This window comes from Methylopila jiangsuensis, from assembly GCF_027922305.1.
In the GTDB taxonomy this organism is placed as follows: domain Bacteria; phylum Pseudomonadota; class Alphaproteobacteria; order Rhizobiales; family Methylopilaceae; genus Methylopila; species Methylopila jiangsuensis.
On the sequence record NZ_BSFK01000007.1, the window covers coordinates 257,647 to 279,093 of the forward strand.

General features: G+C 65.5%; 16 protein-coding genes. All 16 read right to left on the reverse strand.

The window, feature by feature from the left end; all coding sequences use genetic code 11:
• Positions 1-203: 203 nt before the first annotated feature.
• Positions 204-620, reverse strand: coding sequence for a hypothetical protein (locus PKE85_RS08340; RefSeq protein WP_003167748.1), 417 nt, complete (start codon positions 618-620; stop codon positions 204-206).
• A gap of 164 nt (positions 621-784) precedes the next feature.
• Entirely contained in the window at positions 785-1,717 is a 933-nt protein-coding gene (locus PKE85_RS08345) for a DUF2493 domain-containing protein (protein ID WP_035284205.1), read from the reverse strand.
• 334 nt (positions 1,718-2,051) lie between these two features.
• Positions 2,052-3,089, reverse strand: coding sequence for a DUF7146 domain-containing protein (locus PKE85_RS08350; protein ID WP_003167750.1), 1,038 nt, complete (start codon positions 3,087-3,089; stop codon positions 2,052-2,054).
• Positions 3,090-7,436 (reverse strand): bifunctional class I SAM-dependent methyltransferase/DEAD/DEAH box helicase, encoded by a 4,347-nt coding sequence (locus tag PKE85_RS08355; protein ID WP_003167751.1) that lies wholly within the window; start codon positions 7,434-7,436, stop codon positions 3,090-3,092. It abuts the gene before it with no gap.
• A gap of 158 nt (positions 7,437-7,594) precedes the next feature.
• Positions 7,595-8,239 (reverse strand): hypothetical protein, encoded by a 645-nt coding sequence (locus PKE85_RS08360; protein ID WP_035284194.1) that lies wholly within the window; start codon positions 8,237-8,239, stop codon positions 7,595-7,597.
• Positions 8,232-8,648: a hypothetical protein gene (locus PKE85_RS08365; protein WP_003167753.1), complete on the reverse strand. Its 417-nt coding sequence runs from the start codon at positions 8,646-8,648 to the stop codon at positions 8,232-8,234. The genes PKE85_RS08360 and PKE85_RS08365 overlap by 8 nt, the downstream gene beginning before the upstream one ends.
• 74 nt (positions 8,649-8,722) lie before the next feature.
• Positions 8,723-8,917 carry a hypothetical protein gene (locus PKE85_RS08370; RefSeq protein ID WP_035284207.1) on the reverse strand — a complete coding sequence of 65 codons (195 nt, stop codon included), beginning with the start codon at positions 8,915-8,917 and terminating at the stop codon, positions 8,723-8,725.
• Between the two features lie 9 nt (positions 8,918-8,926).
• Positions 8,927-9,328: a hypothetical protein gene (locus PKE85_RS08375; RefSeq protein ID WP_003167755.1), complete on the reverse strand. Its 402-nt coding sequence runs from the start codon at positions 9,326-9,328 to the stop codon at positions 8,927-8,929.
• Between the two features lie 72 nt (positions 9,329-9,400).
• On the reverse strand, positions 9,401-9,958 hold the full coding sequence (locus PKE85_RS08380; protein ID WP_062064756.1) for a hypothetical protein: 558 nt from the start codon (positions 9,956-9,958) through the stop codon (positions 9,401-9,403).
• A 195-nt stretch (positions 9,959-10,153) separates the two neighbouring features.
• A complete protein-coding gene (locus tag PKE85_RS08385) occupies positions 10,154-10,318 on the reverse strand; it encodes a hypothetical protein (protein WP_003167757.1) in 165 nt (54 codons plus the stop codon).
• Positions 10,319-11,289: 971 nt separating this feature from the next.
• Entirely contained in the window at positions 11,290-13,437 is a 2,148-nt protein-coding gene (locus PKE85_RS08390) for a ParB/RepB/Spo0J family partition protein (RefSeq protein ID WP_003167758.1), read from the reverse strand.
• Between the two features lie 379 nt (positions 13,438-13,816).
• A complete protein-coding gene (locus PKE85_RS08395; RefSeq protein WP_003167760.1) occupies positions 13,817-14,770 on the reverse strand; it encodes an ArdC family protein in 954 nt (317 codons plus the stop codon).
• Between the two features lie 256 nt (positions 14,771-15,026).
• On the reverse strand, positions 15,027-15,818 hold the full coding sequence (locus tag PKE85_RS08400; RefSeq protein WP_197413587.1) for a hypothetical protein: 792 nt from the start codon (positions 15,816-15,818) through the stop codon (positions 15,027-15,029).
• A 79-nt stretch (positions 15,819-15,897) separates the two neighbouring features.
• Positions 15,898-19,170: an error-prone DNA polymerase gene (locus PKE85_RS08405; RefSeq protein ID WP_062064752.1), complete on the reverse strand. Its 3,273-nt coding sequence runs from the start codon at positions 19,168-19,170 to the stop codon at positions 15,898-15,900.
• Positions 19,167-20,687 carry a Y-family DNA polymerase gene (locus PKE85_RS08410; protein ID WP_003167763.1) on the reverse strand — a complete coding sequence of 507 codons (1,521 nt, stop codon included), beginning with the start codon at positions 20,685-20,687 and terminating at the stop codon, positions 19,167-19,169. The genes PKE85_RS08405 and PKE85_RS08410 overlap by 4 nt, the downstream gene beginning before the upstream one ends.
• A complete protein-coding gene (locus PKE85_RS08415) occupies positions 20,602-21,354 on the reverse strand; it encodes an ImuA family protein (RefSeq protein WP_003167764.1) in 753 nt (250 codons plus the stop codon). Before PKE85_RS08415 ends, PKE85_RS08410 begins: the two co-directional genes overlap by 86 nt.
• Positions 21,355-21,447: the final 93 nt, after the last annotated feature.

The window sequence follows — 21,447 nt, forward strand, 5'->3', positions numbered from 1 at the left end:
GAGGGGAACGAAGCAGAGAGTGGCGACCTTGCTAAGGCTGGGAGGGTATCAGCCGATGACCGACTTCCACAGCGGGGCCAATCGGAGCGAAGACCCTGGCCCTTACAGCGCCGGTGGCGCCATTCCTCAGAGCAGGATGCCGGAAGCCCAACAGTGCAAACCGGCGCAGATTTTTTTGTGACGAGCGGCGATTCGCGATCGCATCAGCGAGACAGGACGCCTGTACCGAGCGCATTGAGATTGAGCATCGCCGCTATGCCGATGAAGAGACCGCCGGCGCCGCCGAGCAGGTTCAGCATAATCGTCGAGTCGACGAAATTCTTCGTGACGCCATGCACGAGCGCATAACCGGCGATCATCGCCGGCACCGCGAATACGGCGAGGGCGATAAGCCCCAAGGCCGGGTTCTTGGCAAAGCCTACGACGGCGATGACCAGCGCCACGGATAGCAGCGCCGCGCCGAGGGCGGCGAGCGCCGACAGCAGGAAGCCGGCCTCCATTCCATAGACATATTGAAAGGCCGTCAGCCCGACCATGAACGGCAAGGCGTAGATGGCAAAGTTGTAGGCGATGACGCAAAGCGCGATCGTCAGGGAGATGGCAAGCAGGATGAGGGTCACGGCAGCCTCCGCATGAACGATTGAGGATCACCACAGGCTGCCGGATAATACGCTCCGCCTGCGACTATGCCAGTTCGCCGTTGCTGCAAATATTCTTCAAGAAAGCCATCAACCTCGTGTTCAGTCAAGTAGAGGCGGCTGGCAGGCCGCCGAGCGGCGGCGCTTTACGCGCCGCCGTCGAACTTCATGACTGGAATGCCGAGCTTGCGCGCCTTATCCGCAAGGTTCTCCTGAATCCCGGTGCCGGGGAAGACCAGGACGCCGACCGGCAGGACATCGAGCATGGCGTCGTTGCGCTTGAAGGGCGCGGCCTTGGCGTGCTTCGTCCAGTCGGGCTTGAAGGCGACCTGCGGCACCTTGCGACTGTCAGCCCAGCGGGAGGCGATCAGTTCGGCGCCCTTCGGCGAGCCGCCGTGCAGGAGCACCATGTCCGTGTGCTTGGCATGAACCTGATCGAGCTTCGTCCAGATCAGGTTGTGATCGTTGAAGTCCGCACCGCCCGTGACGGCGACTCTGGGACCGGCGGGCAGCAGCACCTCGGTCTCGGTCCGGCGCTTAGCGGCGAGGAAATCGCGGCTGTCGATCATTGCCGAGGTGAGGTTGCGATGGTTGACCATCGAACCGCTGCGCGGCCGCCAGGGCGTGCCGGTGTGGTGCTCGAAGGCGTCCGCCGAGAGGTCGCGGAAGAGTTCCATGCTGTTGCGCCGTTCGACCAGGGTCTGTCCCTCCGCCGTGAGGCGTTCGAGTTCGACGCTCTTGACCTCGCTGCCATCCTGTTCCCGCTGAAGGCGGCGCTGCCCCTGCTCGTTGTCGTCGAGTTCGCGTTCGACCCGGTCGGCGGCGCGATGGAAGAGATTGACCGTCGACCAGAGGAGATCGTCGAGATCGGGTTCGAGGCGGGTGTCGCCGAGCGTCGAGACGAGGGCGTCGAAGATGTCTGCGACGGCTGCGGCGACGGCGTTGCCCTCCGGTAGCGGACGCGGATCGGGTTCGTCCTGGAAAGCGCGGTAGCCATAGAGCTGGAGTTCGGTGAGGACGTGATCGGTGGGGGATGAGGTGTGGAACGGCTCGAAGCCTGCGTCATCGTCTTCGTTCATCATCGGGAGCATCCTTCGTCTGGAGACCGCGCCCATCGCGGCCTTCGCAGGCGTCGAAGCTCACGGGCGGGACGGCCTGGCAGCCCTCGTGCTCCCGCGAGGGCCTTGATGGCCAAGCCGGCTATTTTGCTTCGCGATGCAAAGGCGGGGCTTGCCCCGCCGGCGGAAAATAGCCGAAAGCGCAGCGCCATTGCCCGGCTGGCCCGTTTGTGAGCCGATCGCCCCCTCAGAAGGCCGTGGGCGCCCTCTCCGACGCGGGAAGGGTGTTCCCGATGATGACTGGAGACGGCAGGCGGAGCCTTTCAGTGCTTTGCCCCATCCCCCGCCGATCCTCTCACCCCTCCATGAACCGGCTGACGTCCACGGGATGAAGCTGATCCTTCAGGGCCGCCCGGAGGGCATCGACGCCGCGCCAGCGCAGATCCTCGTTGAAGTCCTCGCGCGCTGGCGACATCGCAACCGCTTCGATCCCGACGCTCGCAGCTCGGGCGATCAGGCTGTCTCTCGCGCCGTCCCCAGCCGGATCACGATCGCGAAGGACATAGAGCCTGCGTAGCGTCGCCGGGAACAGGATGGCGGCGAGGTGTGCGGCCGAGAGCGCCGCCAGCATCGGCATGTGCGGCAGAACCTGACGGGGCGACAGCACGGTCTCGATGCCCTCTCCGGCGACCAGCACATCGCCGGCAACGCCAAAGCGGACGCCGTGTCCGAGAAGGTCGCCCATCGCCCGCCTCGGCGTTTCGACAGGCGCCTTGCCCGAGCCGTCCGGGGCGAGCCAGGTGCGGTGCGCGCCGGTCTGTCGCCCGTCAAGGTCGGTGACGGACGCGATCATCGCCGGCCAGATCTCCGTGGGCGAAGGCTCGTCGGGCCGGTAATAGCACCGGGGATGGTAGCGCAGTGCGGTGCCGCCGATGAGCGACGTGATTGCCCGCCCGCTGAGGTAGGTCGCCGCGAGCGTGCCGGGGATCGGCTGCGACATGGCGAACAGCCGCCGCGACGCTTCGGGCGAACCGACGGCAATGCTCGATGTCCTGCCGGTCGGTGTCCCTGTCTGTTCCGGCGAGGGATGCGGGAGACTGAGGAAACGGCGCGCTTCCTCGGCCACATCCTTGAAATCGACGAGGCCAAGCGCCTCGCGGATGATGTCGAGCAGATCGCCATGGTCGCCGGTGGCGGCGTCGGTCCATTTCCCGGCCGGACCTTTGGGGGTGTCCCTGAGCCGGACATAGAGGGAGCGGCCGGGGCTGTTCTGCGCGTCCCCGACCTGCCAGTAATTGCCTGCCCTCCGACCGGAGGACAGGTATTCGCGGCAGACCGCCTCGGCCTCGCGGCCGAGGCGATGCGCCAGTTCTGAGGCGTGACGCGAAGCCATTTATGCGGCCTCCCGTTCGCCGATGCGTTCGACCGGCCAGCGGTCGAAGAGCTTGCCGATGATTACCGGCCCCTGAGCATCCACCGGCACGAAGAAGCGCAGCTTCCACGAGATGATCTCGTGATAGAGGCCATAGGCCGTGAGGCGCTGGCGCATCGTGTCGGTGAAGCCGGTGAGTTCGATGCGCAGCGCGCCCATGACGCGGACCCGGCGAAGCTGAAGGCCCTCGGCGAGATCGAGGATCGTCTTTCCGTCCATAAGGGCGGTGAAGGCATCCTCCGGCGTGATCGACGCGACGCCGGTCGCGGTCGCGTGGGCGACCCAGGCAGGCGAAACGCGGCGGCCGATGATCCGCTCGCCAGCATCGGTCTGGAGCCGATAGACGCGGGTGGATTCGTTCGGCAACCGCTTCCAGATAGGCAACAGGAGACCTGTCACCATATGCAGGGTGCTGTCGGAAAACTCCGGCACCTCGGCAATCTCGGCATTCCAGGCAGAGGCGAAGGCGTCCCGGTCGGCTTCGACCCAATGGGTCTCGGGCATGGTCTTGACCGGGATGTTGTGCGCTTCCATCGGCCGGATCAGCCGGACACGGCGCTCGATCTCGCCATCGTCCAGCATGACGCTGGTGGTCGGAACCTGCACGGCGGCGCGGCCCGACCGCTCGTTGACCAACAGGACCGCGCGCGGATCGTCCAGGTTGCCTATGGCCTCCGCCAGCGTGACCGGATGGTTGCGCTTGCGCTCGGTGATGGTCAGCAGGCGGGTCTGGGCGCCGGTGCGCGGGTGCGTATAGATCGTCTGGCGGTCGGTGACGACAAAGCTCTCCGCTCGCAGCGTCTCCAGCCCGGCGTCATAGGTGCCCGACGCGATGGCGCCCTCGATGCGCGCCGTCAGAAGTTGCTCGAAGGCGGTGAACAGCACGCCCTGAAGCTCAATCGTCAAGGCCAGCAGCCGGTTCAGGAAGGTCGTGATGGCTGGGAGGTCATCCTTGATGCCGTTGGAGTCCATCAGCTTCAAGCCGGTGGCGCTCTCAAAGCGGTCGAGCGAGCATCCCTCGACCTTACCGCGCACCAGCAGGAGATAGAGCTGGCGCAGCGCGTCGCGTGCGTAATGGGACTCCAGGTTGTCTTCCGGTCTGAACAGTCCCTGACCGCCGGTCTGTCGCTGGCCGCGCGTGATCGCGCCCAGGGTGTCGAGACGGCGGGCGATGGTCGAGAGGAAGCGCTTTTCGGCTTTGACGTTCGTGGTGATCGGCCGGAACAGGGGCGCTTGCTTCTGGTTGGTCCGGTGCGTTCGGCCAAGCCCCTGGATCGCAGTATCGGCCTTCCATCCGGCTTCGAGCAGGTAATGGACGCGCAACCGCGTGTTCCGGGCCGACAGTTCGGCATGATAGCTGCGGCCTGTGCCGCCGGCGTCGGAGAACACCAGAACCTGCTTGCCGTCGTCCATGAACGCTTGGGTTTCGGCCAGGTTGGCCGAAGCTGCGCGGTTTTCGACGACAAGGCGATCAACAGTGACGCCCTTGCCAGCCTTGCGGATGATGCGCCGCGACCGGCCCGTCACTTCAGCCACGGTATCGGTGCCGAAATGCTGGATGAGCTGGTCCAGCGCACCGGGGACCGGCGGCAGGCTGGCGAGCTTTGCGATCAGTTCGTCGCGGCGGGCGACCGCTTCACGGCTTTCGACGGGCTGGCCGTCGCGCATGACGGGCCGCGACGACATATTGCCCTCCGAGTCGGTGAACGGCTCGTAGAGCTGCACCGGGAAAGAATGGGCAAGGTAGTCCAGGACATATTCCCTCGGGGTGATGTCCACGCGGACGTCGTTCCATTCCTCGGTCGGCAGCTCGGCCAGCCGGCGTTCCATAAGCGCCTCGCCGGTCGAGACGATCTGGATGACGGCCGAATGGCCCGCCTCCAGATCGGCTGCGATGGAGCGGAGCAGCGTCGGGGTTTTCATGCTGGTCAGGAGGTGGCCGAAAAACCGCTGCTTGGCCGACTCGAAGGCCGAGCGCGCGGCGGATTTCGCCTGCCGATTCAGGGTGCCGGTGCTGCCGGTGATATTGGCCGCTTCCATCGCCGCATCCAGATTGTTGTGAATGATGGCGAAGGCCCCGGCATAGGCATCGTAGATGCGGGTCTGTTCCGGGGTCAGCTCATGCTCGACCAGCTCGTATTCGACGCCGGCGAAGGACAGCGACCGGGCGGTGTAGAGGCCGAGGGCGCGCATGTCGCGGGCCAGAACCTCCATCGCCGCGACGCCGCCGCCCTCGATGGCCTCGACGAATTCGGCCCGCGTGGCGAACGGGAAATCCTCGCCGCCCCAAAGGCCAAGGCGCTGGGCATAGGCGAGGTTGTGGACCGTAGTGGCGCCGGTCGCGGAGACATAGACGATGCGGGCATCCGGCAGGGCGTGCTGGAGGCGAAGCCCGGCTCGGCCCTGCTGGCTGGCGGCGACATCGCCCCGTTCTCCCTTGCCGCCTGCGGCGTTCTGCATCGAATGCGCCTCGTCGAAGATGATCACTCCATCGAAATCCTCGCCCAACCATTCGACGATCTGCTTGACGCGGGAAACCCTATCGCCGCGGTCGTCGGAGCGTAGCGTGGCATAGGTCGTGAACAGGATGCCTTCGGGCAGCGTCACGGGCTTGCCCTGCGGGAAGCGCGACAGCGGCGTAACCAGGAGGCGCTCCATGCCGAGCGCAGACCAGTCGCGTTGTGCGTCTTCCAGCAATTTGTCGGATTTGGAGATCCAGACGGCCTTCCGGCGGCCCTGCATCCAGTTGTCGAGGATGATGGCGGCGGATTCCCGACCCTTGCCGACGCCGGTGCCGTCACCGACGAAGAAGCCTTGCCGGAAGCGGACGGCGTTCTTGGCGTCCTCGGCCGCCGCGCTGACCACATCGCAGGTCTCGTCGACGGTCCAGGCCCCGGCGAGATGGTCGGCATGGGCCTGGCCGGCATAGATGACGGTCTCAAGCTGCGCGTCGGACAGAAGACCGAGAATGATCCTCGGCAGATGCGGCCGGTAGTTGGGCTTCGGCGGGGCGACGCTCGCCATCGCCGCCGACTGGACGAGCTGGGTTGGATGAGGCTGGGCGCCGGGAATACGGATGACCTGAAGCGCGTATTCCTCATAGATGGCGTCGGTGATGTGGCCGCCCTCGGCCGGCTGCCAATCGACGATCTCATAGTCGAGCGGTGCGGCTTCCGGTTCGGTCTGCGGCGCCGGGCGGGCGGCTTTCGCCGTGGCGGCGATATAGCCGCGCACGGTGCGAGGCGTAGGCGCTGCGGCAACCGGAACAACGACTGAAGGATCGACAGGCTGACGCGCGGGCAGGCTCGCGCCGATCCAGACCATCAGTGTGGCGGCATCCGGTGCGGCGCCGGGAGAGGTCGGGAAGACTGCCGGATCGTCGGCGGGCAGCTTGTCGATGACGGTGATCCGGGTATCGATCGTCGTGCCATGCTTGGCATAGACAGAACCATCGACTGCGGCGGAGAAGACCACGCGACCGCGCTCCTGCAGCCGGACGAAGGCCGGGGTCCAGGCAGGATTATCGGGGGCGAAGCTCGCGCCGGTGATCGTCACCAGCCGCCCGCCGGGCGCAAGGCGCGCAAGCGCCGAAGCGACGTGGCGGAAGGCGGCATCGGCGACGCGGCCCTGGACATTCGCCAGCGCCGAGAACGGCGGGTTCATCAGCACCACGGACGGGACCAGGGCGGGATCGAGGTGATCGTCGATCTGCGCCGCGTCGAAACGCGCGACGGACAAGGCGGGAAAGAGGGAAGTAAGAAGACCGGCGCGCATCTCGGCCAGCTCGTTGAGGACGAGCGCGCCGCCAGCGATCTCGGCCAGGATGGCGAGCAGTCCGGTCCCGGCCGAGGGTTCCAGAACCCGGTCGGCGGGCGTGATGGCGGCCGCGGTCGCCGCTGCCAGCCCCAGCGGGATCGGGGTGGAGAATTGCTGGAAGGTCTGCGCCTCCTCCGAGCGGCGTGTATGGGTCGGCAGCAGCCCGGCGATCCGCGTCAGCAGCGGCAGGCTATCGGCTGGCGAACCGGCTTTACGCAAAAGCGCCTTTCCGTACTTGCGCAGGAACAGGACGATCGCGGCCTCGCAGGCGTCATAGGCGGTTTTCCAGTCCCAGGCGCCAGCGGTATCGGACGCGCCGAAGGCGGTTTCCATCGCGCTGCGAAGCGTGGCGGCGTCGATGCGCTGGCCGCGCTCGAGGTGAGGCAGAAGAAGACCTGCCGCCGAAAAGACGGACGTGGCGGCATGGCTGTCGGGGACAAGCGGAAGCGGCCCGGCGACCGATGCCGCCGCAGATGCGGAAATCATGTTCATGGAGGAGACCTCGGGAGAGCAGGACAGGATTGACCCGCGCAGCGCTCTCTCTCGACCGCACAGGCTCAAACCCGTCCCGGCCTCCTCTGACTCTCGAAAGGTGGGCCGTGGCTGGCATGCAAAAAGCGCCCTGCCGAATGGCAGGACGCTTGCCTGGTTCAGCCGAAGCGACGGCCCGTTGCCGTGAACGTGTATTCGTTGGCGGCGATGACCTCATCGACGGCCTCGTCCGTGGTGAGATATTCGTGTTCACGTTCGAGCTGCCGATAGAGCCAACGGGCCAGGTCGCGCAGCGCCTCGGCCACGGCGTCTTCCGCATCGGCCGTCATATCCTGATAGGTTGGACTGTCGCGCTCGACCGAGATCGTCATGCAGTATTCGTGGTAGTAGTGACCGCGATGGCTCGCCTCGGCGCGAAGCTGGTAGAAATTACGCCGCTGGACCGCCTGAAGTGCATCGGCGATGCGGTGCAGTTCGGCGTCTTGCGGCGCGTGTTCCCTGATCCGGCGCGGGGCGTTTTTCCGGTAGGAATAGAAGGTCTCGAAGCAGGCGCCGTCGCCCTGGCTCCAGAACCCCCGAAACCAGATGCAGGGCTTCTGCCGGGAGCCGACGCCGTTGAGCCGCATGCTGCGGGTTTTCAGCCGAAGGCCGAGGATTTCCGCGATCTGTTGGAAATCCTCGTAAACGGCATCATACCAGTCGTAGTCGAAGCCGCCTTCGCGATACCAATCGCGGGCCTTCTCCTTGGCGGCGTCAGCAAGCTCGTCGAGCTGATAGACCGTGGTTTCGATGACCTTACTCATCTGAGCCGCCTCCATCGAGAACCTGGGCGAGCCAGCCATCGGTGTAGGTCCATGCCACCGTCTCGCCGGTGGCGAGGTCGAGGACATGAGCGCCGCCGCCGAAACCGTCGAGGCGTGGCCGCGAGCAGGTGTTGGCGTATTGGAAGCCCCAGAGACCACTGAGGCGGAACTCGGTCGCGCAGATCTTCACGAACCGGAGCAGACGCTCGGGATCGCCTGTCTGGTCATCGCGCATCCAAAGCCGGGCACCCCCGTGCTCCGGCTGGATCGATAGGAGAAACCCCTCGGACGGCGGTTCGTCGGAAGCGCCTTCCTCCGAAAGCTTGTTGTAGAGGTCAAGCGCTCGGGCGGCATTATCGGGCGTGCCGACGTCAAGCAGGCACGAGAAATGGGTAAAGTAGTTGGCCATGTCAGGCTCCTGAAACGAGAAAGCCCGGCGCGATGGCCGGGCGAGGTTCAAGGGATGGACGCGGTGCGGAAGCGTCAGAGGCGGAACTGCGCCACAAGCCGCTGGGCATCGGCATGGTGGCGCAGCATGTCGCGATAGAACCGCTTTCGCGCGCCCCGCAGTGCGGGATCGCGCCGGGCCGATAAAGCCAGCTTGCAGCGCGCGGCGCGGATTACGGCGCGCTGGCTGTCCCAGACCAGGATGTCGAGGCGCAGGTAGGTCGCATACATCGCCACCACCTAGACGTTGATGCGTTCGCACAGAGCGTCGATACGAGTCGGATCGAGGCCGGTATGCGCGCCGTCATTGGTGACGATGTTTTCGAGCGCAGGTTCGAGATCGCCGCGCCCAAGGGCGAGCTGGAGGAGGCGCAGCCCCGCCAGCAAGGCGTCGCGCTCCTGGGCGGTGACGCCGATGTTCAGGAAGGCCTCTACGGCTTCACCGTCTTCGAGGAGGCGAACGCCGCTATGCTCGTCGATCTCGTAATCGTCGAACTCCTGCACATAGCCGGTGGGGAGCCATGCGCCTTCGTAATGAACGCTCCGGACGAGACTTCGCGCCTCTTCGGGCGTGTCGGCCTCTAGGACGGTTTCGTAATAGACGAAGGCGTCGTGGCCTTTGCTGACGACGAATTTCGGCATGGGAAAACTCCATAGGTGAGAACCCGGCGAAGCGAAGCGCCGGGTCGGATGGGTGGAAATCGGGGGATGGGATCAGGCGGCCTGTGGCAGCCGGAGCAGATCGGCGGCGGCCTCGCGCCAGAAGGGGTCGACCAGGCGTGCTTCGAGCAGGCCTGCTTGGTGGCGATGATTGCGGGCAGCACGCTGCTCGCCCCGGCCGGAGGCGGCGAAAGCCAGTCCGCGCAGGCGGCTGGCTTCGGTCACGATCCGGCGGGCCTCGCCGTCGCTGGCGACGGGCTGTTGCCAGAGAATGATCCCGGCGCGGATTTCGCCGGCCAGAACCAGATTCTGATCGTTATCCTGGATGACGGCGAAGCGTGGATGAAAGCGCAGCGTCTTATCTTGTCTCACGCCAATGCCGCCGCGCCTGACCGAAACGGCCGCGAAGCTGGTGGCGTTCTCCAGCGACGGGCGGTCGCCGAGAAAGACGCTGCGGTCGAAGCTGTCGGCCTCGTCGGTACCGACATAGCGGGCCGTGCCGATGCAGGTGATGCGCAGCGGCAGCTTCGCGGCAAGGCGCAGCCGGGGCAGGATCTGATGCGCGAGGATGTCGCCGACCGGGGCGAAGGTGGTTTGAGGTGCAAGGGCCATCGCAGGATGCTCCAGGACGGGCGCCGGGAGCTCTCTCTCCGGCAACCAACCCGTCACGGAAAACCCGTCCGCACTCTCACTCTCCCTTGTCGGGGCATGAGCCGGCGCCGCTGCCGGCGATGAGCGGTAGCGCAGCGCTGAAGGCCCGGACGCGATCTTGCGCTCCGAGCCGTCGGGGTGAGGCGCTGTCGCGCCTCAGCCGAATGGATCAAGTTCCAGCCTGACCATTTCTTCGTCGCCATCGAATTCGTCGGCGGGCATGGCGCCGTGAGTGCCGTCCCCGGCCTGGAAGACGATGATCGAAACCATCAGCGTGGTGGCTAGGCTTGCGGCGAAGGCGGTGGCATTTGCATAGGACATGGTTCCGGCTCCTGTCTTGGGAGGCGGGGGACCATCCCCCGCGCGACAGGCGCCCGAAGTGTCTGACCGGCTCTGCAATCACCCTCGGGCGTTCGGACCTTTTCCGAATCCCCGAAGGCGGCACGCGCGCGTAAGCCGACCCCTTGCGGGTTGATTGACAAGGAGACGGATCGGACCAAGGTTTGCGAATGGAAGCGGGATGGTGTCCGGCATCAGACAGCAGCCGGATCATCAATCTAGAGGGATGCCATTGCCCCGCACTTCCCGCCTAATGGTGAAGCGAAGATGTTTGAGGGTCTGAGCTGTCCGGGCACGAGCTTGGCCCGCTATGGCGTTGCATGGCGCCGAGGTCCACCGGTCGAATTGATGAGAATACTATGAGCGGCCGGTTGCGTCAGGATGGAATTCATACGCGCTCGAAGCTTTGATGCGGCCTCTTGTTGAGGTGAAACCATGAGCAGAAATGCACTTTTGCGGGCAACGATGAAGACGAACGAGAGCAGCCGATCATCCTGGCGTATGGCGATGGCGGTTATCGGGGCGGCCTTCGGGGTTTGGACGAAGTCCGACACACCGAATCAACGAAGCGATCGACGCTCATGATGAGTGGCTATGTGACGGGTAAGTCCGCCAATGTCGGTGGAGAGCGACGGCGTTATACGGTCATTGAGAAGCCCGATGGGTGGTGCGTAAGCCTGAACGGGATGACAACAGGGGCGTTTCCGAACCGGGCCGCGGCTGCAACGGTGGCGAGGAGCCTCCAGCACCAAGCCGATAACCTCAATCACGTCTATGAGCGGAAATCCCACTGAGAGGGGAACCGGCTACCGCCATTTGACGGCCGGCTGGTAGATAAATGTCGGAGGTGGGAGTTCCCTGAAAATGAAAAAAGGCCCGACGACGGATCGCCGGGCCTTGAAGCTGAAAATGAAGACGGCGGGGCGGCTTCGACCGCCCGCCGGGGTTTGGCGTCATTCCGCGGCGATCATCGCTGGCGCCTCGGCTTCCGGGTCTTCGGCGGTTTCCTCGTCCTCGTCCTCACAGGCAAGGAAGGCTGGGAGCGCAGTCTCGGCCTCGCCTTCCGAGGTATCGGATGTGGTCGGCTCGTCATGGTCGATCAGGCGCAGCGGCTCCGGTAGCCAGCCACTGTCGGCCAGCAGGCGTTCGGCCTCCTTGGCCATGTCGCCCTTCTTCAAGTGGTCGATGAGCTGGGCCGCGCGTTCGCCCGCGCCTTCGCGGACGGCCGCAAGAATGCGGGGCTTGGTGACGCGGCCGAGATAGTTCTCGACCGTGGGTCGGAAGCCGACGTCCACCATGTCGAGGCCGGTGGCGCGGGCCAGTCGATCGGCCTCTGCCATACGCCGGTCGAGGCCCGACTGCGACACGCCGCTGCCGCTGTAGGGATTCGGCCGTTCATAGAGGGCGTTGATCCCATAGCTGACGCAATGCGCGAGCAGCGCCATGCGGCTGGCGTCGTCGAGCACGGCGAGCCAGTCCCACAGCGCATCCTCATCGGCTGGTAGGTCAGCCTTCCAGTCCTCATGCCGCTGGATGACGGACTTGGCATAGGCCGTCTCGGCGAGATCCTTGCCCTGTTCGCGGAAGAAGACGTGATTGACGGACGCCTGCAGGCTGGCGCCGGAGGTGGCCGTCCGCTGGAAGGTGTCGCGCACGAGCTTGTGCAGCAAGGCGGTAAACGCGACCTGGGGATTGGCGCCCACGGCATCGCGGAGCGCCAGGGTGCGGTGCGCAGTCAGCTCGGTAACGAGCCGTTCGGGCAGCGGCTTGATGACGTCTTCCTCGTCGTCATCCTCCGGTTCGGCCGACTGGCCGCCGATGGTGATGACGGCGCGCTGAACGGTGCCGGATGCCGCGACTTCGGTACCGGTGGCTTCGGCCTCGCCGTCGGGGTCCTCGACGCCGACCGGCGTCTCGTCCTCCGGGCGCACATAGCCGCGATCGACGACGGGCTCGCCATTGCGGTCGACGCTGATGAAGACGCCGCCACGCGCGATGTCGGCCGGATCGTAGATGACCGGGCGCTTCTCGAAGGCTTCGAGCGCCGTCTCGATCTCGCCGAGACGCTGGTCGATCTCGTCCGGCAGCTCATCGGCTTCCGAGTATTCAGCCTCGATCCGTTCGTATTCCTCACGCAGGGCTTCTCGGGCCGCGCGCTCGTCATCGTTCAGATCGACGAGGGTGAAGTCGAGCGCCCGCAGCCCCTGATCGTAGCCATAGGGCAGATCGGTATCGACGGTGATCCACTTCCAGCCCTCGGCGGCGATTTCCTCGGCGAGGGTCTTGAGCTTCTCCGCGACCAGGCGGTCGAGAAGCGCGGGGTCCTGAAGCCAGCCGCCTCTATCGGTCTGGAAGAGATCGCGCAGCACGCTGCCGCCCGCCTGCTCATAGGTTTCGATGCCGATGAACAGGGCGCGCTTGTCGGTGGCCGGCACCGTGGTTTCAGTGAGCAACTGGCGAATATACCAGGGTTGGCGATTGTGGGAGGTCTGGACCGTCTCCCAGACCTGCTCCTGGCGGGCATGGTCGGGATTGACGGTGAAGGCCATCAGCTCTTCGAGCTTCATGCCGTCCTCGGCATAGATGCCGAGGAGCGTGGGCGAGACAGAGGCCAGACGCAGGCGCTGCTTCACAACCTGCGCGGTCGTGAAGAAGGCGGCAGCGATCTCCTCCTCGCTCATGCCCTTGCGGCGCATGTCGTAGAAGGCCCGGAACTGATCGAGAGGATGCAGCGGCACGCGCTGGGTGTTTTCGGCGAGGCTGTCGTCCTCGGCGAGAATCGACGTCGAGGGATCACGCACGACGCAGGGCACAGGCGCGGTCCTGGCGAGACGCTTCTGCTTCACGAGGATGGCGAGCGCCTGATAGCGGCGACCGCCGGCGGGAACTTCATACATGTCGGTCTCATCGCCCCTGGCGTCGAGGACCGGGCGGACATTGAGGCTCTGGAGGAGCGTGCCTCGGCGGGCGATGTCCTCGGCCAGTTCCTCGACCGAGACGCCGGCCTTGACACGTCGGACGTTGGATTGGCTGAGCACGAGCTTGTTGAAGGGGATGTCGCGGGAAGGCGACAGGATGATTTTCTGGGCGGCAGTAGCCATCGTGGTAGTCTCCGCGACGGGCGCCGAGAGCCTCTCTCTCGACCCGAACCCGTCACGAAAATCCCCACCTCCCTCTCACTCTGCTGGTCAGGCCTATCGTCTAGCCAGGGGCGAGAACGGAACGGCGATGTTCAGGGCGCCCAGAAACCCGAAAGCCCGGAAAGCCGCAGAAGCGGCTTTGCGCCTCTGCAGATTGGAGGAGATCCCGGCTGAGACGATGTAGACGGGAAAGGGCACGATATTGGGCCGACTTCGCCTTGCGCCGCCATCAGGGCCAGCGTGGTGGACTTGATACCGGCGGCGAGACTGAGGACGCGCAGGCGGATGTCAGCCAACTACGCGGGGGCGGGAACGAAGCCCGGAAAGGCGAGCGCGTTCATCACGCCGCCTCCCTCTCATCGTCGTTCTGGTCGATGCCGCCGGAATCCGGCAGGAAGCTGAGAAGCCAGTCGGCCGCCTTGCTGGCCTGGGAGGCGGCTCGGACGATGGCGCGATTGTCCTCGCGCAGGACGTCCAGCCAGGAGCCGATATAGTCGGCATGGCGGACGGTTGGAGCGATACCGAACGAGGCACAGCAGAAGGCCGCGTTGATCTCGGCGATCAGCTCCTCGAAGGCGTATTTCTTGGTGCCGAAGGAGCCGGAAAAATCACGGCCGAGGCGCGAGGGATGGCCCGTCGCGTGTCCGAGCTCGTGCAGGGCCGTACGGTGCCAGTTGATCGGCTCGAAATACGCCTGCGGCGGCGGAACGACGACATAGTCATGCGTCGGGACATAGAACGCGCGGTTTCCGCCGATGCGGAAATCGATGCCGGTCGCCCGGATCAGGGCCTCGACGCGCGGCTCAATCAGGCCCAGTTCGGGCGGCGGTGCGACGGCGGCGACTTCCTCGGGCAGGCCATCGCATTGAGCAGCGTTGAAGACCGTGAAGCGCTTCAGGAACGGAATCGCCTGAGCGTCCCCGCCAGCCTCACGGGCGCGGCGCTTTTCGTCCTCGGGGGTGAAACGGTCGACATAGACGACGGTTGTGCCGCGCTCGCCCTTCCTGACATTGCCGCCGAGGGAAAGCGCCTGGCGGAAGGTGAGCCAGCTCTGGCCGGGGAAACCATGCTCGATGACGGCGCCCCAGAGAATGAGGACATTGATCCCCGAATAGCGCCGGCCTGTGGCGGCGTTCTGCGGCATGGCAAGCGGCGCCTTGACCGCGGCCGAGCCCCAGGGCTGAACCCAGGGGAAGCGGCCGGCCTCCAGTTCGTCGATGATCTTGTTTGTGATATCGTCGTAAAGGCTCGCCCGATCCGAGCCGGCGCGCGCGCTGCGATCCTGTCTGGACATCGCGGTTCTCCGCGACGGGCGCCGGAGACCTCTTCTCCAGCCCTCAACCCGTCACGGCAAACCCGGTCCGCACTCTCACTCTGAAGGGGGCGTTGCGGGGTCTCCCCGCAGAAGGGGTGCGCCGGCAACGCAGTGCCGGCCAGGGGGAAGGCTTTCCCCCGTTAAAACCTGCTTCTGCGGAAGAACTAACCGCCCCACACGTCAAAACGGCCACCGCCAGCCTCCGTACAAACCGCACGGCGAGAACGGCGTCGGCCTAATCCGTCGCACAGCCCTTCGCGGGTGCCTCCTGAGGATTGGGAGGTTCCTCGAACCTGATCAAGCCGAGATCCATAAGAATCTGGCGTCCGACGAAAAGCAGCTTCACTTCGTCGGGATTGAGGGTGTCCCCGGTCACGCTGTTCTCCACCTCGCCGGCCAGTTGGGCCATCATGAGGATGTAACTGACGTGAAGCGCATAAAAGTTGAGGGTGATTTCATGGTGGTAGATCGGTAGCAGCGAAGGACCGTCGTGCTCACCGATCGCCATAATAACGAAGTTTTTGAGCAGATTCGCGTGCGAGACATGGGCACCACCGCTGAGGTCGCCGTAGGTCCGCCCCATGTCACGAAGAACACCGATGGTCGCATGCGGCGTCTTTCCGTCCTTGCGCCGACCTACGGTGAATTCTTCGACAGCCGCGATGATTTCGTGCTGCTGGCGCAGCAGCGTTGCGGCCTGAGGATAGAACCCTTCAACGATTGCCGTTTCACAGAGGTCGATCCCTTGGACAAAATGGGCGATCAGCGCTGCCTGACCCTGTACGTCCTCACGATCGGCGGGAATTGGCTTTCCGGCTATTCGTGAGAGGAAGTTGACCAGAGCGTTGACCGCAGATGCGTGCGCTTGTGTAATCAGCCCCCATTCTTTTGAGTTTTTGAAGGCAGCGCGGTTTTGCTCTCGGCGCTTCATTTGTAACCCGCCATGTATCGCTACGGGGCCAAGCGTCTTTTCGCCGATTCCCTGCATCCGGCTCATCCAGTCTTCTCCGATGTCCCAATCACCCATTTCTTTGTTGGTCCTCACTGCCCTGTTGTCTCAGAGATGACTATTCAGTTGGAACGAGATTTCCCACTGGCGCTAACCTTTACTGAAAATCCCGCGTCTTCACCTTGATCGTATCGATGTGCAGGTCGGGTATGTAGATGTCGCGCGGTCGAACCGTTTTCGGCGGCTGACCGCGAGGGTCCGGGGTTGGCGAACCATGGTGGAATTCGTCGCCGCGCCCATGCGTCAATGGAAAGGCCGTGTCGCGCTCGCCAACGCTGGCCAACTCGGCGGAGAGATCGGTCAGCCTCTGGGCGACAAGATGGACCACTTCCCCCTCCCGCTGAACGCGCCCGCGCACCGCGATCATGCCGGCCGACAGAATGGTGCGGCGGTTCTGCTCGAAGACCTTGGGCCAGACCACGAGGTTGGCGATCCCGCTCTCATCTTCGAGCGTGATGAACATGACGCCCTTGGCACTGCCGGGACGTTGCCGCACCAGCACGATGCCGGCCGCCTCCAGCCATCGGCCGTCCTTTGCGTCCATCGCCTCCTGGCAGGAGACCACACGACGACGGCGCAGCTCCTGGCGCAGAAACGAGACCGGGTGGTCCCGCAGCGACAGGCTGACATGCCGATAGTCTTCGACGACTTCACCGCCCGCCGTCATCGGGCGCAGGATAACGGCCGGCTCGGCGACCTCAGGCACGATTTCCGCCTCGCGGGCCGACGCGCCAGCGAAGAGCGGAAGCGGCTCGTCGCGCAAAGCCTTGATCGCCCATAGCGCCTCACGGCGCGTAAGACCGAAGGGCGGGCGAAACCCGTCGGCTTCGGCGATCTGCGTGAGCGCCGTAACGGGCACGCCGGCACGGCGCCAGAGATCGTCCACTGAGCCGAAGGGCTGGTCCGCCCTGGCCGTGACGATCGACGCGCCGTGGGCGTTGGCGAGCCCCTTGACCATGCGCAGACCAAGGCGAACGGCGAACCGCTCATCGCTGCCGGTGGGCTCGAGCGTGCAGTCCCATCGGGAGGCGTTGGCGCAGACGGGGCGGATCTCGACGCCGTGATCGCGCGCGTCGCGGACGATCTGGGCCGGCGCGTAGAAGCCCATGGGCTGGCTGTTCAGCAGCGCGGCGCAGAAGATTTCCGGGTGCCAGCATTTGAGCCAGGCCGAGGCATAGGCGATCAGCGCAAAAGAGGCTGCGTGACTTTCCGGGAATCCGTAACTGCCGAAGCCCTCAAGCTGCTTGAAGGTCTGCTCGGCAAACGCCTGCTCGTAGCCGTTGGCGACCATGCCGGCGATCAGCTTGTCACGGAAGCGCGAGACGCCGCCGGTGAACTTGAAGGTGGCCATCGACTTGCGGAGCATGTCGGCCTCGCCGGGGGTGAAGCCGGCGCATTCGATGGCGACACGCATCGCCTGTTCCTGAAAGAGCGGCACGCCGAGCGTCTTGCCGAGCACTTTCTCCAGCTCAGGCTTCGGATAGTGGACGGGCTCGAGGCCCTCCCGGCGGCGAAGATAGGGATGCACCATGTCGCCCTGGATCGGACCGGGCCTGACGATCGCGACCTGGACGACGAGGTCATAATAGGTGCGCGGCTTCAGGCGCGGCAGCATCGACATTTGTGCGCGGCTCTCGATCTGGAAGGTGCCAAGCGTGTCCGCCTTGCGGATCATCGCGTAAGTGCGCGGGTCCTCGGCCGGGATGGAGGCAAGGTCGAGATGGACGCCCTTGTGCTCAGCCAGGAGGTCCAGCCCTTTCTTCATGCAGGTCAGCATCCCGAGCGCCAGGACGTCGACCTTCATGAACTTGAGGGCGTCGATATCGTCCTTGTCCCATTCGATGACCTGCCGGTCCTTCATCGCAGCCGGTTCGATCGGCACGAGGTCGTCGAGCCTGTCATGGGTCAGCACGAAACCGCCAGGATGCTGGCTAAGATGGCGCGGCGCGCCTATGAGCTGCCGGGCGAGGTCGAGCGTCAGGCGAAGCCTGCGATCGGCTAGGTTGAGGTTCAGCTCCTCGACGTACTTCTGTTCAACGCCTTCCTCCGACCAGGCCCAGACCTGCGACGACAGGGTGCCGATCAAATCCTCGGGGAGGCCAAGCGCCTTACCGACATCCCGCAGCGCGCCCTTGGTGCGATAGCGGATGACGGTCGAGCAGAGCGCGGCGTGGTCGCGGCCGTAGGTGTCGAACACCCACTGCATGACGATCTCGCGCCGCTCGTGTTCAAAATCGACGTCAATGTCGGGCGGCTCGCGCCGCTCCTCGCTGACGAAGCGCTCGAAGAGAAGATCGTTCCGGCCGGGATCAATCGACGTGATGCCGAGGACGTAGCACACCGCAGAGTTGGCGGCTGATCCACGGCCTTGGCAAAGGATGTCCTTCGATCGCGCGAAGCGGACGATCGAATTCACGGTCAGGAAGTACGGCGCGTAGTCGAGCTTCTCGATCAGCCGCAGCTCGTGTTGAAGCGCGGCGGTCACGCTGTCAGGCACGCCGTCCGGATAGCGCGCGGCGGCGCCTTCCCAGGTGAGCTTGGCCAGTGTCTCCTGCGGCGTAAGGGCAGGATCGTCGCGCTCCTCGGGATATTGATAGGCCAGCTCGTCGAGATTGAAACGGCAGCGGTCGGCGATCTGCAGGCCTCGGGTGAGCGCCTCGGGGTAGCGGCCGAAGAGACGGTGCATCTCCTCGGGCGGCTTGATGTAGCGGTCGGCATGACGCTCGCGGCGGTCGCCGATCGTGTCGATCGTGACGTTGTGCCGGATGCAGGTGACGACGTCCTGGAGGGTGCGGCGGGCCGGCTCGTGGAAGAGGACGTCGTTCGTTACCACGGTCGCGACCCGGATTTGGGCGGCGAGGTTGGAAAGCTCGTGAAGACGGAGCTGATCGTTGGGGCGGCGACGCAGCGTCAAAGCCAAGTAAGCCCGATCGCCGAACGCATCGCGCAAGCGGCGCAGCCGAAGGCCGCATTCCTCGTCCGCGAGCTCCGGCACGAGCACGGCGATCAAGCCTTCGCCGTAGGCGACGAGGTCCTGCCATTCGAGCACGCACTTCGCCTTTCCGCCGCGCCGCTTGCCGAGCGACAGCAGCCGGCAGAGACGGGAATAAGCGGGTCGGTCGGTTGGATAGACCAGCACCGACATGCCGTCGGTGAGGTCGAGACGGCAGCCGACAATTAGGCGAACCCCGGTTGTCTTCGCCGCTTCATGAGCCCGGACGATGCCGGCGAGCGAATTCCGGTCCACCACGGCCAGCGCTTCGATCCCGGCGAGCGCGGCTTGGGCGAACAGCTCCTCGCAAGATGAGGCCCCCCGGAGAAAGCTGAAATGCGAGGTGACCTGAAGTTCGACGTAGCGGGGCTCGCTCATCCGAAGACCCCGTGAATGAACCAGCGGTGCGAGCCTGTGGCGACATCTTCGCCATCGCCGGCGCGGAACAGCCAGTAGCGTTCGCCGGCATCGTCCTCGACCCGGAAATAGTCGCGGACGGCAACCAGCTCGGCATCGCGCTTCCACCATTCGCCGAACACGCGCTCCGGCCCGTCGCCACGCCGAAGGCGGCGGCGGATGCCGCGCCAGGTGAACGACACCGGCGGATGGTCGGGAAGCAACGCCACGGTCTCGACCGGCTCAGGGGCCGGCAGAAGCCGGGAGGGCCGCGGCCAATGGCCGGGCCAGCCCGCTCCCGTGTCGGCCGCCATCGCCGGGATACGACAGACAGACCGCTCCGGAACATCGCTGGCGACCGGTGCAAGCCGATAGAGGGCACGCTCGCCCACGCGGTTCATCAAGGTATCAATGAGATCGGAGACGTCCGGGGTGCTCTCCTCGACCAGCGAGCTGACGATCTGCTTGCGCTCAAGCGGCTCAGCGACGCTTGCGGCGAGGGTCATCACCTCGATGCCGAAGCCGGGCGAGATGGTCTCGATCTTGTCGCACAGGAGGCGCGTCAGCCGCTTCGCATCGCGGACCGGCGTGGCCATGCCGACCCGCACGGCCTGGGCCCGGCTATCGACGCGGTGGCAGATGAGATCGAGCCTGCGTGCGCCGAGGCCGCCTTCCTCCAGACGTTCGCAGAGCTGGGTGACAAGCTTGCCGATGTAACGGGCGATGGTCTCGGCCGCGCCGATCGGCTCGGCGAAGGCCCGGCGCACCTCGATGAGATCGGCCGGACGGACCGGCTCGATGAGTTCGGCCGCAATGCCCAAGGCCTGGTCCAAGCGTCGGCCGAGTTCGGGGCCGAAGCGAAGGGTGAGCGGCGCGCGCGGCTGCGCCAGAAGGTCGCCGACCGTTCGGAAGCCGAGCGTGCGAAGCGCCGCGATGGTGGGAGATGGAATGCGCAACGCCTCTAGCGGCAAACGCTCCAAGATGGGCGAGCCGTGGCCCTCGGGCGCGATGACAGCCGGCTGCGCTGAAAATCGGGCCAGCGCATGGGCTGCTCCCCAGGTGTCGGCTATCGCGACTCTCGCGGAGATCCCGGACATGGCGAGGCGCCCGATCAAGCCGTCCAGCATGACAGTCTCCCCGCCGTGGAGATGATCCGCGCCTGTCGAGTCAATGATGAGGCCGTCGGGCGGATCGGGGGCGACGATTGGCGCATACCGGAGAAGCCATACCGCGAGACGCTCAAGCGCCTCGGCGTCGGCAGCGGGATCGGCATCCTGCACGAGGAGACCCGGCACCAGGACTTGCGCCTTAGTGACGGGCATGCCGGCGTGCAGGCCGGCGGCCTGGGCCGCAGCATTCGCCGCCAGCACCACCCGCCTGTTCCCGTCGCGGCCAATCAGGACGAGCGGCGCCTCAGCCGGAGGCGCCGCGTCGCCAGCCTTCCGCCGAAGCCGGTCCGTGGACCAGTTCGGCAGGAAGAGCGAGACGACCCGTGTCATCGCACGCCTCCAACTCGAAATCGGCACTTTCGCCCGCTCGCGCGCGGATGAGTTCAACCAGCCAGCGGGCGCGGCCTACGCCGGGAACAGGCAGCGGCGTCGAGGGCAGCGCGGACACACGCCAGCGCGTCATCGCCGCGGTCGGCTGGCCAAAATCCGTTGCCTCTGTCTGTCGCCGCCAGCGCCGCAGGGCGATCCCGAGCGAGCCCGTACCTTCGGCCGCCAGTTGCAGCCGCCGCGACGCTGTCATGGAAAGACGGGCGACCTCGCCGATCACGGCTCCGAGGCCGCCGTGGCGCAGTCCTTCCTCCATGCAGGCGAGCACAGTCTTATCGTCGCCGGCTTCGAGATAGATCACGCGGTCGCTTGCGAGGCCTGCTTGAGCGATGGCCGGAGCGAACAGGTCCGCGCGCGTGATGCACCAGAGGATCTTGCCCTTGGTGCGGGCGGCGAGGCCCGCGCTGAACGAGGCGGCTGCCGCCCCGTCGACCGCGCCGTTACCGCCGCCGGCTATCTCATGCAGGGCGCCGAGCGCGAGACCACCGCCAGGGAGTCGTGAATCCACCTCGGTGATCCCGAAGGGGAGTACCGATTTGGCGCGCCGGCTTCGGCCTTGGATCTTCTCGATCTGCGCGCGCAAGGACTCTATGGCGGGCTCTGGCCGCAAGCTTCCTGTTGACCTCCGGGAGCAGGTTCTGCATCATGTTCTCTATTTGTTCTTACGTCCCGTCTTCCGAGTCAAGCGGCTTTCTGCCGTGGA

Excerpts from the sequence above, each read along its gene's own strand:
- PKE85_RS08395 (WP_003167760.1), bottom strand. The coding sequence starts at position 14,770 with ATGTCCAGACAGGATCGCAGCGCGCGCGCCGGCTCGGATCGGGCGAGC.
- PKE85_RS08380 (WP_062064756.1), bottom strand. The coding sequence starts at position 9,958 with ATGGCCCTTGCACCTCAAACCACCTTCGCCCCGGTCGGCGACATCCTC.
- PKE85_RS08400 (WP_197413587.1), bottom strand. The coding sequence starts at position 15,818 with ATGGGTGATTGGGACATCGGAGAAGACTGGATGAGCCGGATGCAGGGA.
- PKE85_RS08405 (WP_062064752.1), bottom strand. The coding sequence starts at position 19,170 with ATGAGCGAGCCCCGCTACGTCGAACTTCAGGTCACCTCGCATTTCAGC.
- PKE85_RS08410 (WP_003167763.1), bottom strand. The coding sequence starts at position 20,687 with ATGACACGGGTCGTCTCGCTCTTCCTGCCGAACTGGTCCACGGACCGG.
- PKE85_RS08350 (WP_003167750.1), bottom strand. The coding sequence starts at position 3,089 with ATGGCTTCGCGTCACGCCTCAGAACTGGCGCATCGCCTCGGCCGCGAG.
- PKE85_RS08345 (WP_035284205.1), bottom strand. The coding sequence starts at position 1,717 with ATGAACGAAGACGATGACGCAGGCTTCGAGCCGTTCCACACCTCATCC.
- PKE85_RS08370 (WP_035284207.1), bottom strand. The coding sequence starts at position 8,917 with ATGTATGCGACCTACCTGCGCCTCGACATCCTGGTCTGGGACAGCCAG.
- PKE85_RS08375 (WP_003167755.1), bottom strand. The coding sequence starts at position 9,328 with ATGCCGAAATTCGTCGTCAGCAAAGGCCACGACGCCTTCGTCTATTAC.
- PKE85_RS08385 (WP_003167757.1), bottom strand. The coding sequence starts at position 10,318 with ATGTCCTATGCAAATGCCACCGCCTTCGCCGCAAGCCTAGCCACCACG.
- PKE85_RS08365 (WP_003167753.1), bottom strand. The coding sequence starts at position 8,648 with ATGGCCAACTACTTTACCCATTTCTCGTGCCTGCTTGACGTCGGCACG.
- PKE85_RS08390 (WP_003167758.1), bottom strand. The coding sequence starts at position 13,437 with ATGGCTACTGCCGCCCAGAAAATCATCCTGTCGCCTTCCCGCGACATC.
- PKE85_RS08355 (WP_003167751.1), bottom strand. The coding sequence starts at position 7,436 with ATGAACATGATTTCCGCATCTGCGGCGGCATCGGTCGCCGGGCCGCTT.
- PKE85_RS08360 (WP_035284194.1), bottom strand. The coding sequence starts at position 8,239 with ATGAGTAAGGTCATCGAAACCACGGTCTATCAGCTCGACGAGCTTGCT.